This window comes from Fictibacillus sp. KU28468, from assembly GCF_026153615.1.
GTDB classification, from domain to species: domain Bacteria; phylum Bacillota; class Bacilli; order Bacillales; family Fictibacillaceae; genus Fictibacillus_C; species Fictibacillus_C marinisediminis.
Window position 1 is genome coordinate 4,317,431 of sequence record NZ_CP110666.1, and the last position, 13,686, is coordinate 4,331,116.

At 45.3% G+C, this 13,686-nt stretch carries 17 protein-coding genes and 1 other annotated feature; all 17 genes read right to left on the reverse strand.

Annotated elements, in window-relative coordinates; translation table 11 throughout:
- Nucleotides 1-53: 53 nt before the first annotated feature.
- The 17 genes from rplK to radA all read right to left on the reverse strand — a co-directional run bounded on the left by rplK (nt 54) and on the right by radA (nt 13,497).
- A complete protein-coding gene (gene rplK, locus OKX00_RS22945) occupies nt 54-479 on the reverse strand; it encodes a 50S ribosomal protein L11 (RefSeq protein ID WP_053356210.1) in 426 nt (141 codons plus the stop codon).
- A gap of 172 nt (nt 480-651) precedes the next feature.
- Nucleotides 652-1,185, reverse strand: a complete 534-nt coding sequence (nusG, locus tag OKX00_RS22950) for a transcription termination/antitermination protein NusG (protein WP_053356211.1) — start codon at nt 1,183-1,185, stop codon at nt 652-654.
- An 83-nt stretch (nt 1,186-1,268) separates the two neighbouring features.
- Nucleotides 1,269-1,478 carry a preprotein translocase subunit SecE gene (gene secE, locus OKX00_RS22955; protein WP_416054277.1) on the reverse strand — a complete coding sequence of 70 codons (210 nt, stop codon included), beginning with the start codon at nt 1,476-1,478 and terminating at the stop codon, nt 1,269-1,271.
- A gap of 205 nt (nt 1,479-1,683) precedes the next feature.
- Nucleotides 1,684-1,833: a 50S ribosomal protein L33 gene (rpmG, locus tag OKX00_RS22960; protein WP_062240211.1), complete on the reverse strand. Its 150-nt coding sequence runs from the start codon at nt 1,831-1,833 to the stop codon at nt 1,684-1,686.
- A 182-nt stretch (nt 1,834-2,015) separates the two neighbouring features.
- The gene (sigH, locus tag OKX00_RS22965) at nt 2,016-2,666 is read right to left on the reverse strand and encodes an RNA polymerase sporulation sigma factor SigH (RefSeq protein WP_053356214.1); all 651 of its coding nucleotides are present in this window, start codon (nt 2,664-2,666) and stop codon (nt 2,016-2,018) included.
- Between the two features lie 82 nt (nt 2,667-2,748).
- The gene (locus OKX00_RS22970; RefSeq protein ID WP_265408954.1) at nt 2,749-3,258 is read right to left on the reverse strand and encodes an NYN domain-containing protein; all 510 of its coding nucleotides are present in this window, start codon (nt 3,256-3,258) and stop codon (nt 2,749-2,751) included.
- A complete protein-coding gene (gene rlmB, locus OKX00_RS22975) occupies nt 3,258-4,004 on the reverse strand; it encodes a 23S rRNA (guanosine(2251)-2'-O)-methyltransferase RlmB (RefSeq protein ID WP_053356216.1) in 747 nt (248 codons plus the stop codon). The genes OKX00_RS22970 and rlmB overlap by 1 nt, the downstream gene beginning before the upstream one ends.
- Nucleotides 4,001-4,426: a Mini-ribonuclease 3 gene (locus OKX00_RS22980; protein ID WP_053356217.1), complete on the reverse strand. Its 426-nt coding sequence runs from the start codon at nt 4,424-4,426 to the stop codon at nt 4,001-4,003. The genes rlmB and OKX00_RS22980 overlap by 4 nt, the downstream gene beginning before the upstream one ends.
- The gene (cysS, locus tag OKX00_RS22985; RefSeq protein WP_265408955.1) at nt 4,427-5,827 is read right to left on the reverse strand and encodes a cysteine--tRNA ligase; all 1,401 of its coding nucleotides are present in this window, start codon (nt 5,825-5,827) and stop codon (nt 4,427-4,429) included.
- Nucleotides 5,824-6,474 carry a serine O-acetyltransferase EpsC gene (gene epsC / locus OKX00_RS22990; protein ID WP_265408956.1) on the reverse strand — a complete coding sequence of 217 codons (651 nt, stop codon included), beginning with the start codon at nt 6,472-6,474 and terminating at the stop codon, nt 5,824-5,826. The genes cysS and epsC overlap by 4 nt, the downstream gene beginning before the upstream one ends.
- Before the next feature lie 16 nt (nt 6,475-6,490).
- A complete protein-coding gene (locus OKX00_RS22995) occupies nt 6,491-6,706 on the reverse strand; it encodes a hypothetical protein (protein ID WP_265408957.1) in 216 nt (71 codons plus the stop codon).
- 112 nt (nt 6,707-6,818) lie between these two features.
- Nucleotides 6,819-7,055 (reverse strand) — a binding site (T-box leader).
- 67 nt (nt 7,056-7,122) lie between these two features.
- Nucleotides 7,123-8,589, reverse strand: coding sequence for a glutamate--tRNA ligase (gene gltX, locus OKX00_RS23000; protein WP_265408958.1), 1,467 nt, complete (start codon nt 8,587-8,589; stop codon nt 7,123-7,125).
- Between the two features lie 50 nt (nt 8,590-8,639).
- Entirely contained in the window at nt 8,640-9,116 is a 477-nt protein-coding gene (ispF, locus tag OKX00_RS23005; RefSeq protein ID WP_062240197.1) for a 2-C-methyl-D-erythritol 2,4-cyclodiphosphate synthase, read from the reverse strand.
- Nucleotides 9,091-9,804 carry a 2-C-methyl-D-erythritol 4-phosphate cytidylyltransferase gene (gene ispD / locus OKX00_RS23010; protein WP_062240194.1) on the reverse strand — a complete coding sequence of 238 codons (714 nt, stop codon included), beginning with the start codon at nt 9,802-9,804 and terminating at the stop codon, nt 9,091-9,093. Before ispD ends, ispF begins: the two co-directional genes overlap by 26 nt.
- Nucleotides 9,805-9,868: 64 nt before the next feature.
- Complete coding sequence (locus OKX00_RS23015; RefSeq protein WP_053356223.1) at nt 9,869-10,960, reverse strand: PIN/TRAM domain-containing protein; 1,092 nt, start codon at nt 10,958-10,960, stop codon at nt 9,869-9,871.
- Between the two features lie 83 nt (nt 10,961-11,043).
- Nucleotides 11,044-12,117 carry a DNA integrity scanning diadenylate cyclase DisA gene (disA, locus tag OKX00_RS23020; RefSeq protein WP_265408959.1) on the reverse strand — a complete coding sequence of 358 codons (1,074 nt, stop codon included), beginning with the start codon at nt 12,115-12,117 and terminating at the stop codon, nt 11,044-11,046.
- A gap of 3 nt (nt 12,118-12,120) precedes the next feature.
- Complete coding sequence (gene radA, locus OKX00_RS23025; RefSeq protein ID WP_265408960.1) at nt 12,121-13,497, reverse strand: DNA repair protein RadA; 1,377 nt, start codon at nt 13,495-13,497, stop codon at nt 12,121-12,123.
- Nucleotides 13,498-13,686 lie beyond the last annotated feature (189 nt).

Below are 13,686 nucleotides of genomic sequence, written 5' to 3' on the forward strand. Positions count from 1 at the left end.
ACCGTTACCGGTAGGATGTCTCCTTTACTCGCAACCCTTTGGAAGCATTAGAATTAGTCTTCGATAACAATTCCCATGCTGCGTGCTGTACCTTCAACCATACGCATTGCAGATTCAACATTTGCAGCGTTTAGGTCAGGCATTTTTGATTCTGCAATTTCGCGAACTTTATCACGTTTTACAGTTGCAACTTTTTTCTTGTTCGGCTCACCTGAACCAGACTCGATTCCAGCAGCTACTTTAAGTAGAACAGCAGCCGGAGGAGTTTTAGTGATGAATGTAAATGAACGGTCTTCAAAAACCGTGATTTCAACCGGAATGATTAAACCAGCTTGATCAGCAGTACGAGCGTTAAACTCTTTACAGAATCCCATGATGTTAACACCAGCTTGTCCTAGTGCAGGTCCAACCGGTGGTGCCGGATTTGCTTTACCAGCAGGGATCTGAAGCTTTACCATTTTAATAACCTTTTTAGCCACGCGACACACCTCCTTAAGTCCGTGATGTGGTATATGGGTATGATATACCCTCCCACTCAAAAATACGCTTCCCCCTTGCTTAGGAGAAAGCAGTTGTTTAGAAATATCAAACATTAAAAAGTCTATCACTTTTTAAGTTGGATTTCAAGTGTTTTTGAAATTACTTCAAAAATTAAAGCTTGACGACCTGGTTGAAATCTAATTCAACCGGGGTTTCGCGGCCAAACATATTCACGTGAACTTTGAGTTTTCGTTTTGTCGGATCGATTTCTTCGATGGTACCGACAAAGTCAGCAAACGGTCCTTCTTTAACTTTGACCGCTTCCTTCAGCTCATAATCCACTTCGATGCGAGGCTCTTCCATGCCCATGCCTTTAAGAATGTGTTCAACCTCTTCAGGCAAGAGCGGAGTCGGTTTTGATCCCGCTCCTGCAGATCCGACGAATCCTGTAACACCCGGCGTATTTCGAACCACATACCATGAATCATCCGTCATGACCATTTCAGTCAAAACATATCCAGGAAACACCTTTTTCATAGCGGTTTTTGTTTTGCCGTTCTTGATTTCTGTTTCTTCTTCAACAGGAACCAGTACACGGAAGATCTTGTCCGACATTCCCATTGATTCCACGCGCTTTTCCAGGTTCGTTTTCACTTTGTTTTCATACCCTGAATAAGTATGAACGACATACCAGTTTTTTTCCATATTTATCGGGACAACCCGTGTCCTTTCCCTCCTAAGCGGATATACTCTAGCATTGTATCCAGTTATGTTTCTATATAATCAAACTAGTCTAAAATGAGTTCAATAAGCTTCGAAATACCAAGATCAACTGCCCATAAAAAGATTGCCATCAAAACCACTGTTACGACCGTTATAGTTGTATAGCGGATCAGCTCATCACGTTTCGGCCAGCTTACCTTTTTCATTTCCTTCTTAACATCGGATAAAAACTTTGCAGGTGATTTCCTTGTTTTTTCAGCAATGTCAGCCATCATGTTACCCCCATTACCTGATTGATATATGAGTAAGAAAAGCGCAAGCGATCTGGGACGAGATAGTGTTTCAAATGTCGTCCTTCGAGGACCGGTGACGAAAAAAGAAGTTGGTTTTCGTCCTTGGGCGCTGCAGCTAGACATAGCCCTGCCGAATTCCTCACAGTCTTACCTTTCTTACTTTGAAAACAGCCGGCTAGCCGGCCTTTTATTTCGTTTCTTTGTGGGTAGTGTGCGCATTGCAATGACTGCAAAACTTTTTAACCTCGATACGTTCAGGATTTTCCGCCTGGTTTTTCATGGTGGTGTAATTTCGGCTGTTGCATTGACCGCAGGCTAAAATAACTTTTTTTCGCATAATAACACCTTCCGTGCTGTTAAGACCCACTCATCCACAATATCTATACTACTTTTACCACATTATCACAGCCCAAAAGGCTTGTCAATAAAGGTCGGAACGGCTCATGAGAGAAGATCGTGCCCTTTCGCGTTCCGGAAAACTTTATTGAAATAAAAAAAGAAAAGCAGGGGGATCCCTGCTTATAACGTTATTTCTCTTAACTCAAGATATCGTTCGAGCTTCCTCTTCACCCGCTGCAATGCATTGTCGATCGATTTCACATGCCTGTCCAGATCGATCGAAATTTCCTGATACGATCTTCCGTCCAGGTAGAGCATCAGCACTTTCCGCTCGAGGTCACTCAATATCTCTCCCATTTTCAGTTCAATATCATCAAACTCTTCCTGGTTAATGATCAACTCTTCCGGATCGGTAACCTTCGTCCCGCAAATTACATCCATCAGCGTCCTGTCCGATTCTTCATCATAGATCGGCTTGTCCAATGATACATAGGAATTGAGCGGAATATGTTTCTGCCTTGTGGCTGTCTTAATAGCCGTTATCATTTGCCGCGTGATGCACAGTTCGGCAAAAGCCTTAAAGGATGAAAGCTTGTCCTCTTTATAATCCCTGATTGCCTTATAAAGGCCAATCATGCCTTCCTGGATAATATCCTCCCGGTCAGCTCCGATTAAAAAGTAGGATCTAGCTTTTGCGCGCACGAAATTTTTATACTTGTTAATTAAAAATTCCAGTGCAGCACTGTCTCCTTCATGGACATGTTCAACCAGACTTTCATCTTCAATCTGTTCATAATCCAGAACCGTCATTTCTTTGAGGTAAATGCTCACGACAATCCCCCCGTCAGAGCCTGAATGCAAGGCAAAATATAACAATATTATACAGCATGTCATGAAAAAGCGTCAAGATTGTTTATTTTTGACCTCTTCGCCATTTTTCGAATATTTCAGCTACTTCCTCGGACAGGGAGATGCTGGAAAAGTTTCGTTCTCTCGCTTTCTTGACTTTCCGCTCAATTCTTTTCTCTATATCGTCCATTTCGACCTTTAGCTCTCGGGATGACTTTCTTAAAGCGCCTTTGGCAAAAACAACCCATTGCTCCGTATAATCGGAGGTTGCTACAAAGATGCGTGTATTCACATTTTTGTACTCTGAAGCCAGCCTCTCGATTCTTTCATCGGCCGTTTCGTTTTCCTTTGTGAAAATCACTTCAACCTTGTAATTTTTTGCTTTCTTCTCCATTCCAGCTACCATATGGGCATCGAATACAATGATGACCCGGAAGCCTGTAAAGGCCTGATACTCTGCCATTTTTTCAATCAGGACATCGCGTGCTTTTGCAAAGTCCGTATCCTTTAATGACCGGAGTTCAGGCCAGGCGCCTATGACATTATAGCCATCAACGAGTAAAATATTATCCATTATGATGACAGCGGATGGCGTTTGCGGTAAACCTCATACAATAAAAGGCCGGCTGCGACTGAAGCATTGAGAGAAGTAACTTTCCCTTCCATCGGCAGCCGTACAAGAAAGTCACACGTATCTTTAACCAGCCTGCCCATGCCCTTGCCTTCACTTCCGATGACAAGTCCGATTGGCATATCAAGTCCGGCTTCCCTGTAATCTTCCTTTCCTTTCATATCAGCTCCTACAAACCAAATGCCGCGCTCCTTAAGCTCTTTCATTGTTTGTACGATGTTGGTCACACGCACGACCGGAATATATTCGATCGCTCCAGTTGAGGCTTTTGCTACAGCGGCCGTCAATCCGACCGCCCTCCGCTTAGGGATGATAATTCCGTGGGCGCCTGCTGCGTCTGCAGTACGCATAATGGATCCGAGGTTGTGGGGATCTTCAATCTCATCAAGGATGATGAAGAAAGGCTCTTCACCTTTTTCCTCTGCTTTTTTAAATAAATCATCGATCTCTGAATATTCGTATGCGGCAACTGCAGCGATCACTCCTTGGTGATTGCCTCCGTCACTCAGCAGATCGAGTTTGCGCTTCGGAACAAACTGCACGAGGACATTGTTCTCCTTCGCCATATGAATGACCTGGCTGACCGGCCCTTTCTGTGAGCCTTCACCTACAAATATTTTGTTTATGTCTCTTCCCGCACGCAATACCTCAAGTACAGGGTTTCTGCCAATAATAAATTCTTCGCTCATTTTTTTCCTCCCTCTCCCGCCTGTTCGACGAAAGAAACTACTTTTTCAAAAATGGTCTGTAACCGCTCTTCATTCCCAAGCAGATGATGATAGCCAATAATCGCTTCAAAGCCTGTCCCATACCTGTACGTTTGTACATCTGTGTTTTTGGGCACGGAACCTTGCTTTGCGTTTCTGCCCCGCATAATGACACTAACTTCCTCTTCGTCAAAAAATTTCTCGTCAAGCAAGCGAAGAACAACAGAAGCCTGCGCCTTGGCTGAAACATATTTGGTTGCCAGGGTATGAAGCCGGTTGGGTTTCACCTGGCCGGTATGGATGAGGTGATGCCGTACAAATGTTTCAAGTACAGCATCTCCCATGTAAGCCAGCGTCATCCCGTTCAGTTGTTTTATATCCGAACTCGAAATCTGTCTGCTCATTTATTGCCTCTTCCAGCGGACACCCTGCGGAGTATCCTCCAGGATGATGTTCATATCCTTCAGCTGGTCGCGAATTTCATCTGCTCTCGCAAAATTACGGTCTTTTCTTGATTTGTTGCGTTCTTCGATCAGTGCTTCAATTTCTTCATCAAGCAGTTCTTTTTCTGCTGACAGGGTCAAACCAAGTACCCCGGTAAGCTCTTCAAAGAGGGTGATAAAATCAGACAGCACACTTTTGGATGTGTTTTCAGACTGCAGGTAAACGTTAGCTTCCCTGGCCGCGTCAAACAAGACAGCAATTCCGTTGGCTGTATTAAAATCATCATCCATCTCAGAAATGAAGTCCTTTTTAAACTTCGAAGCTTTCGCTTCCCAAACTGCTGTATCTTCCGCCAGGTCAGCACTGACTTCCTGTCTGTGTTTCAAGTTCTCGTATGCTGTACGGATTCGACTCAAACTGGCATGTGCGCTTTGAAGCAGTTCATCATTGAAATTGATCGGATTTCGGTAGTGAACCGCCATCATGAAAAAGCGGATGACTTGAGGATCATATTCTTTGATCATGTCATGGACGAGAACAAAATTCCCAAGCGATTTGGACATTTTTTCGTTATTGATATTAATATAGCCGTTATGCATCCAATACTTGGCCATCGGCGCTTCGTTCAGGGCTTCAGACTGAGCAATCTCATTTTCGTGATGCGGAAAGGTGAGATCCTGGCCGCCGCCATGAATATCAATGGAATCACCAAGGTATTTTTTAGCCATGGCCGAGCACTCGATATGCCATCCCGGACGTCCATTGCCCCAAGGGCTTTCCCAGAAGATCTCCCCTTCTTTCGCCGCTTTCCACAATGCGAAATCCAACGGATCCTTCTTAATTTCACCCACTTCGATACGTGCACCCGAACGAAGGTCATCGATCGACTGATGAGAAAGCTTGCCGTATCCTTCAAACGAGCGGGTTTTAAAATAAACATCGCCTTTTGCTTCATAGGCATAACCTTTTTCAATCAGCTTGCTGATAAAATCAATGATTTCAGGCATCGTTTCGGTCACTCGCGGGTGGTGATCCGCTTTTTGTACACCCAACGCGCAAACATCTTCATGATAGGATTGGATAAAACGCTCTGCGATTGCCGGCACATCAGTACCAAGCTCTTTTGCCGCCTTAATGAGTTTGTCATCCACATCCGTAAAGTTGGAAATAAAGTTTACATCATAGCCGCGATATTCGAGATAGCGTCTTACGGTATCAAAGACGATGGCCGGACGCGCGTTGCCAATATGAATATAATTGTAGACGGTTGGTCCGCATACATACATCTTTACTTTCCCTTCTTCGAGAGGTTTGAATACCTCTTTTTGACGCGTCAACGTATTATAAATAACTAAACTCATCGTACTTCACTTCCCTTTCGTAAACGTTCAATCTCTTCCTGCAATCGTTCCAGCTCTTCCTGAACCTCTCTGAACTGAGCGGCCACCGGATCAGGCAGGTTACAATGATCCAGTTCTTTGCCAATTTTCATTCCATCCTGGATAACAATCCGACCAGGAATCCCAACAACTGTCGAATTCGGAGGTACATCCCGCAAAACAACAGATCCTGCTCCTACCTTAGAATGTTTCCCAATTGTGATGGATCCCAATACTTTTGCACCTGTCGCAATTAAAGCATGGTCCTCAATGGTCGGGTGGCGTTTCCCTTTTTCTTTACCAGTACCACCAAGTGTTACCCCCTGATACAAGGTAACATCATTACCGATAATACAGGTCTCCCCTATGACCACACCCATACCATGGTCTATAAAAAACCGGTGCCCGATCTGTGCACCCGGATGAATCTCAATTCCTGTAAAAAAGCGGCTGATCTGCGAAACGACGCGGGCCCAAAACAAAAAGTTTCGTTTGAACAACTTATGTGCCAGCCGATGTGCCCATATTGCATGCAGGCCAGAGTAGGTTAGAACCACCTCCAGCTTGCTGCGCGCTGCCGGATCATTCTCAAAGACAGCCTGTATATCCTCCCTCATGCGTTTCCACATTGTAATCCCCCCTTAGTTAGAAAAGCTGAAGCAGGCCTTTAGGGCCGAAAGACGGTGGAACACTTACACAGCAACACGCTTTTTGTGTTGTGGCGGGAGTGTGAAGCGGCCGTGGCCCTGCCTGCTGAAGCTGGATCGAGAAAAGCTGAAGCTCCTGCAGCTGCTGAACCGCTAGTTTACCGTAATCCCCATTCGGCCGGTAAACGTGTGCTTTTCGCCAGTAAATTTTCATTTTAGACAGTAAATGTGCACTTTCGGACAGTAAACCCTTTATTTCCGCCAGTAAACTTATCCATGGCCCGTGCTCTGCCCGCTCCAGCAAAAAAAGCGTCACTGTGCGTATGCACAGAGACGCTTTTTGCGCGGTTCCACTCTGTTTAACAGCAAAAACGGAATATAATGCCGTATTTTTCTGTTCTCCTTGTACTCCGTAACGTGGAGGGCCGCTTTTATCTACTGTATCGGTTCGATAAAAGGCTCCGAGGTGCATTTCAGTTTCCTTTTCATAAACCGCTCTCAGCCCATGGCGGTTCTCTCTGATAGGAAAATGGCAAACTTACTCTCCTCATCCTTGCTGTCGCTGTAATTAATTTCTTTTAATATATTACATTAGGAGCAAAATGTTAACTAATTTTGCCTGACAAAAAATTATGATAGGCGGGATGCTGTTTTATCCAGGCGTTTCAGGATCTCTTCCTTGCCAAACAATGAGATAGCTTGAGGTAGATCTGGACCATGCGTCTGGCCTGTAGTCGCCACGCGAATCGGCATGAACAGATTTTTCCCTTTTTGCTTCGTTTCCTTTTGTGTCGCTTTAATCGCCGCTTTCACTTCCTCCGCAGAGAAATCCGTGATCGCTTCGACATGGCCTTTAAAGGCAGCGATGACTTCAGGAACCGTTTCGCCTTTCAAAACTTCAAGCGCTTCTTCTTCATATTCAATCTGATCCTTAAAGAAGACATCTGTCTGTTCCACGATCTCAGCGCCATAGCTTAATTTTTCCTGATAGAGGGCGATGAGCTTGGATGCCCACTCGCGGTCTTCCTCAGTCATGTTCTCTTTGAGCCTTCCTGCTTCAATAAGATGCGGAAGGGTAAGTTCCATCACTGTTTCAAGGTCTTGCTTTTTCATGTATTGGTTGTTTACCCAAAGCAGCTTCTGCTTGTCAAAAATAGCGGGTGCTTTTGACAGTCTGGAAGGATCAAAGATTTCAATGAACTCTTCCTTCGTGAAGATCTCTTCTTCTCCAACCGGAGACCAGCCAAGCAAGGTAATGAAGTTGAACAAAGCTTCAGGAATGTATCCCAGCTGTTCGTACTGTTCAATAAACTGGATGATGGACTCATCGCGTTTGCTCAGTTTCTTGCGGTTTTCATTAAAAATGAGCGTCATATGGCCAAACACCGGCGGCTCCCAGCCAAACGCTTCATATACCATAAGCTGTTTCGGTGTATTGGAGATATGATCATCTCCACGCAATACGTGAGTGATCTTCATCAAGTGATCATCTATGGCAACTGCAAAGTTATAAGTCGGAATGCCGTCTTTTTTCACGATGACATAGTCGCCGATCCCGTTGGAATCAAACGAAACATGACCTTTTACCATATCATCAAACGCATACGTATGGTCTGCCGGCACAGCAAAACGAATACTTGGCTTTCTTCCTTCCGCTTCCAGCGCTTTACGTTCATCCTCCGTCAAATGGCGGCATTTGCCTGAATAGTGCGGAGTTTCATTTTTAGCGACCTGTTCCTCACGTGATGCTTCTAGCTCTTCCTCAGTACAGTAGCAAGGATAAGCCAGACCGCGGTCTAACAAGTCCTCATAGTGTTTTTTGTAAATATCCAGGCGCTCCATCTGAGTATACGGTCCATACTCCCCGCCTACATCTATGCTTTCATCCCAATCGATGCCCAGCCATTTTAAGTACGTCAGCTGGCTTTCCACTCCGCCCTGGATGTTTCGTTTTTGGTCAGTATCCTCAATACGGATGATAAGCTTGCCGTTATTGTGGCGGGCAAACAAATAGTTAAACAATGCTGTTCTTGCGTTCCCTATATGTAAATGTCCTGTTGGGCTTGGTGCATACCTTACCCTTACTTCGTTTGACATTTCAATTCCACCTCGATATTTTTTTTGCTTTTCCCATTGTAACACTTTGTCTATATTTTTGTAATAAGGATGACTGCGTTTGCGGCGATCCCTTCACTGCGGCCTGTAAAACCCAGCTTCTCAGTCGTTGTCGCTTTCACATTAATCTGGTCCGTTTCTGCTCCGAAAATCCCGGCGATTACACTTCGCATCTCTTCAATGTATGGAGCCATCTTTGGCTTTTGCGCAATGATTGTGCAATCGACGTTTCCTAGAATATAGCCTTTGTTCTTTACAAATTCCCACGACTCCTGAAGCAGTTTTTTAGAATCCGCATCTTTAAAAGCCTCATCTGTGTCCGGAAAATGCTTGCCGATATCGCCTTCACCCGCTGCTCCGAGCAACGCGTCGGTTACGGCATGAAGCAGAACATCAGCGTCTGAATGGCCGAGCAGCCCCTTTTCATAAGGAATAGTGATACCTCCGATAATCAGAGGGCGCCCTTCGACGAGCTGGTGTACATCATAGCCTTGTCCCACTCGAATCATGTTTTTCCCTCTCCCTTTGTGCCAAAATGGCATTGGCGAATAGTATGTCATGCACCGTTGTTAATTTAATGTTTAAATAATCTCCCTCGACGATGGATACAGGGTAGTTCATTTTTTCTACGAGGCTGGCATCGTCCGTGCCGAGAAAATCAGCTTCAGCTGCCACCCGGTGAGCGTCCAGTACGACGGGAAGACGAAAAGCTTGTGGGGTCTGGACAGCCCACAAGCTCGCACGGTCTACCGTTTCACTCACGGTTCCGCCTGTTGCTTTTTTTACCGTATCTTTTAAAGGAACAGCCAAAATGGCCGCTCCTGTTTCATTCGCTTTCAGCACAAGTTCATGAATGTTTTCTCTTTCCACAAAAGGGCGTGCACCATCATGAATCAGTGCCAGGTCCGTGTGCTGCACTGCTTTTAATCCTTCAAAAACACTGTGCTGCCGTTCTGCCCCGCCTTCAACAATCCGGGCAATCTTTTGAAAACGCCCATTTTCAGCCAATTCTTGAAATTGAGCCTGTTCTAACCGATTCACAGCCAGGATGATTTCCCGGCACCACGGATCTTGCTCAAATACAGAAAGTGTATGAGCAATGAGCGGTCTCCCGTTCAGTTCGATCCATTGTTTGTTCTTTCCTGCATTCATCCTTTTTCCCTGGCCTGCAGCAGGAATGACTACGCTATATTCCAACAACCTTCTCCACCACACTATACCGCGTACAGAGAAATCCATGGCTCTCTTGTAAGCTCGTTAATTATAAAGCTTTCTCCAGAAGTTTCGGCTTGGCAAAAATCATCCGTCCCGCAGAAGTCTGCAGTACGCTCGTCACGAGGACATCGATGGTCTTACCGATATAGTTTCGGCCTTCTTCCACCACGATCATCGTTCCGTCATCAAGATAGCCAACACCCTGGTTATGCTCCTTGCCGTCTTTTATCACCTGCACGATCAATTCTTCACCAGGCAATACGACCGGTTTCACCGCGTTGGCAAGGTCATTTATGTTCAATACTAACACATTTTGAAGCTCGCATACTTTGTTTAAATTAAAATCATTCGTTACAACGATACCGGACAGAAGCTGGGCGAGTTTCACCAATTTGCTGTCCACTTCGCTCACTTCTTCAAAGTCGCCTTCGTAGATCTCCACTTTGATGGATAGTTCCTTTTGGATGCGGTTGAGAATATCAAGTCCGCGCCTTCCTCTGTTCCGTTTCAATACATCGGACGAGTCGGCAATATGCTGAAGTTCTTCCAGCACAAAGCGAGGAATAATGAGCGGGCCTTCAAGGAAACCGGTCTGGCAGATATCCGCGATTCTTCCGTCAATGATGACGCTCGTATCTAGAATCTTATATTTTCCTTTAAGCTTTTCTTCTTCCGTATCCTTTTTCCGTTCTTTTCCTGAGCGGTTAATGGAGAACAGATTAATCAGCTCATCCCGCTTTTTAAAACCAACCTGGAAACCGAGGTAGCCTAATAACAACGTTAGAAATATGGGCAGAACCGAACTGAACACCACAATATTGATGTTATTAAGAGGAAGTTGTACAAAAAAAGCAACTATAAGTCCGAATATAAGTCCCATCGTTCCAAAAAGAACATCAGTGACCGGAGCTTTTACGACGGTTTCTTCCACCCACCGGATCAGCCCAACAATATAATCAGTCACCCAAAACGTAGATAAAAAGAATATAAGTGCCCCTAAGACGGCGCCCGCATAAGATGAAGTCAATTCTGACGGCAGATCACCCAAATTGAGAATACGGATAATGTCAGGGACATAGATAAAACCAAGCATGCCACCAACAACAACAAAAAACAGCTGTACAAATCTTTTAAGCATGCATTTCACCTCCCTTAACCATTATTTACAGATTGTCTGTTTTGAAACGTGCTCTTTTGATAATTTCCATAAAAGTCACCCATTTATATATGCCTGTCTACAAAAAGCTGCTCCTGGATCCGTTTCAGGCCTTCTTTAATTTTCTTGGCACGGATTTCTCCGATGCCCTCTACTTCATCCAGCTCTTTGATAGAAGCTCGCAAAATACTCGGAAGACTGTCGAATGTTCCGATTAAATTTTCCACAATGAGCGTCGGCAGCCTTGGAATCTTTGAAAGGATGCGGTAGCCACGCGGATGAACGGTTTCATCCTGCACATTGGAAGAAGGGGAGTGTCCCAGCAGTTTCACAATGACATTTTCATCAAACAGCTCTTCGCTGGAAAGCTTTTTGAGCTGACGGAGAATGTGTGCCGGGTCATGTTTTCTGTCTTTTACATAATCTTTGATTAAAAGAACTGCCTCATCTTCTATGTTAGATACAAGTTCTTCCATCTGCATCCGTATTAATCTTCCCTCTACACCCAATTCATTAACATATTTTATGATTTCGCTCTTTATTCTTAGAACCATTTCAATACGGTGGATGACCTGGGAGACCTCCTGAAATGTCACAAGCTCCTCAAATTCAAGAGCACCAAGGTTTGTTACGCTCTGGTCGAACACAACCTTGTATTTTTCGAGGGTCTGGATGGCCTGGTTTGCTTTTGTTAAAATGACACCGATGTCTTTCAATGAATAGCGGATCACACCTTGATAGAGTGTGATGACATTACGTCTCTGAGATATCGATATAACAAGATTTCCGGTCTGCCGGGCTACACGCTCAGCAGTCCTGTGCCGGATTCCGGTTTCGGTAGACGGAATAGACGTGTCAGGCACCAATTGCGTATTGGCATATAGGATGCGAGAGGCATCTTCACTCAGGATGATGGCTCCATCCATCTTAGCGAGCTCATAAAGAGAGGCCGGGGAATATTTACAGTTGATGGAGAATCCTCCGTCAACAAGCTGTGTAACTTTATCATTATAGCCGACAACAATGAGGCCGCCAGTATTGGCGCGGAGTACATTGTCTATACCCTCTCTGAGGGGTGTTCCTGGCGCAACGAGCTGGAGCATGTTGCTGATGATCGCTTCTCTTAGTATATGATCCATACCTTATCCTCCCAAAGTATAGTGCAATGCCTCTTCAACAGTAGACACACCAATCACTTCAATTCCTTTAGGGATTGTCCATCCCCCGAGGTTTTTATCCGGAATAATCGCCCGCTCGAAACCAAGTTTCGCAGCTTCATGAATCCGCTGGTCGATTCTTGAAACCCGCCGCACTTCTCCTGTCAGGCCGACTTCCCCGATCATAACATCTGTCGGCCGGGTAGGAGCATCCCGAAAGCTCGATGCTATGCTTACGGCAACGGCCAGATCAACAGCTGGTTCATCCAGACGCACACCGCCGGCGACGTTTAAATAGGCGTCCTGATTCTGAAGCAGGAGGCCCACCCTTTTTTCAAGGACCGCCATAAGCAATGAGACTCGGTTATGATCGATGCCTGTTGCCATCCTTCTCGGATTTCCAAAACTTGTAGGGGATACTAATGCCTGTATTTCTACAAGCATTGGCCTTGTTCCTTCCAAAGAAGCAACAACAGTCGATCCGGCTACTCCTTTTGAACGCTCCTCAAGAAAAATTTCAGAAGGATTGAGGACTTCTGACAGCCCAAGCTCCTTCATCTCAAACACGCCGATCTCATTGGTTGATCCAAAGCGGTTTTTGACTGCACGCAAGATTCTGTACGTGTGATGCCGCTCACCTTCAAAGTAAAGCACCGCATCCACCATATGCTCAAGCATTCTCGGTCCGGCAATCGCACCTTCCTTCGTTACGTGTCCGACGATAAAAATAGCAATCCCTTTCGTCTTGGCAATCCTCATAAAATGGGACGTGCACTCCCGGACCTGAGAGACACTTCCCGGGGCACTTGTGACCTCCGGACGGTAGACCGTCTGTATGGAGTCGATGATGACGACCGACGGATTGATTTCTGTTACGGCTTTTTCAATAAGATCAAGGTCAGTTTCAGCCAGGACAAAAAGATCTCCCGCCGATATATTCAGCCGGTCAGACCGGAGTTTCGTCTGTTTTACTGATTCTTCACCTGAAATATAAAGCACTTTTTGCCCGTGCAGGGCCAGTTTTGCCGAGGTTTGCAGCAGAAGGGTGGACTTCCCGATTCCAGGATCTCCTCCAACGAGCACCAATGAACCAGGAACAATCCCTCCGCCGAGCACCCGGTTCAGCTCAATCGTATGAGTGTTGATGCGCGGCTCCTGTTCACTTTTTATATCAACTATGGATTGGGGCTTTTGCTGGGTGCCTGAAGCCGAAGAAGTTGTCAGGCCTCTTGTCTGGGTATCACGCTTGATGACTTCTTCCACCATCGTGTTCCATTTGTTGCATCCCGGGCATTTTCCCATCCATTTCGGTGATTCATACCCACATTCCTGGCACATAAAAACAGACTTGTTTTTGGCCATCCATTTCTCCTCTATTTCCAGACTGCTATGGAGCAGCTGGACCATTCTCTCTTTTTTTAATCTTGCTGTCTTTATCTTATCAAAAAAGCAGGCTCTCTTTCCAATGGGGGCATTTGGAATTTAGATAAAATACAGAAAATGATTCGACAAAAACCCGGAAGACGTGACTGCCTCCCGGGTTTTTGTATT

What these genes read in the sequence shown, in the direction of transcription:
- nusG (WP_053356211.1), bottom strand. Translation starts at nt 1,185, where the DNA reads ATGGAAAAAAACTGGTATGTCGTTCATACTTATTCAGGGTATGAAAAC.
- secE (WP_416054277.1), bottom strand. Translation starts at nt 1,478, where the DNA reads ATGATGGCTGACATTGCTGAAAAAACAAGGAAATCACCTGCAAAGTTT.
- rpmG (WP_062240211.1), bottom strand. Translation starts at nt 1,833, where the DNA reads ATGCGAAAAAAAGTTATTTTAGCCTGCGGTCAATGCAACAGCCGAAAT.
- OKX00_RS22970 (WP_265408954.1), bottom strand. Translation starts at nt 3,258, where the DNA reads ATGGATAATATTTTACTCGTTGATGGCTATAATGTCATAGGCGCCTGG.
- rlmB (WP_053356216.1), bottom strand. Translation starts at nt 4,004, where the DNA reads ATGAGCGAAGAATTTATTATTGGCAGAAACCCTGTACTTGAGGTATTG.
- OKX00_RS22980 (WP_053356217.1), bottom strand. Translation starts at nt 4,426, where the DNA reads ATGAGCAGACAGATTTCGAGTTCGGATATAAAACAACTGAACGGGATG.
- cysS (WP_265408955.1), bottom strand. Translation starts at nt 5,827, where the DNA reads ATGAGTTTAGTTATTTATAATACGTTGACGCGTCAAAAAGAGGTATTC.
- epsC (WP_265408956.1), bottom strand. Translation starts at nt 6,474, where the DNA reads ATGTGGAAACGCATGAGGGAGGATATACAGGCTGTCTTTGAGAATGAT.
- OKX00_RS22995 (WP_265408957.1), bottom strand. Translation starts at nt 6,706, where the DNA reads ATGAAAATTTACTGGCGAAAAGCACACGTTTACCGGCCGAATGGGGAT.
- gltX (WP_265408958.1), bottom strand. Translation starts at nt 8,589, where the DNA reads ATGTCAAACGAAGTAAGGGTAAGGTATGCACCAAGCCCAACAGGACAT.
- ispF (WP_062240197.1), bottom strand. Translation starts at nt 9,116, where the DNA reads ATGATTCGAGTGGGACAAGGCTATGATGTACACCAGCTCGTCGAAGGG.
- OKX00_RS23015 (WP_053356223.1), bottom strand. Translation starts at nt 10,960, where the DNA reads ATGCTTAAAAGATTTGTACAGCTGTTTTTTGTTGTTGTTGGTGGCATG.
- disA (WP_265408959.1), bottom strand. Translation starts at nt 12,117, where the DNA reads ATGGATCATATACTAAGAGAAGCGATCATCAGCAACATGCTCCAGCTC.
- radA (WP_265408960.1), bottom strand. Translation starts at nt 13,497, where the DNA reads ATGGCCAAAAACAAGTCTGTTTTTATGTGCCAGGAATGTGGGTATGAA.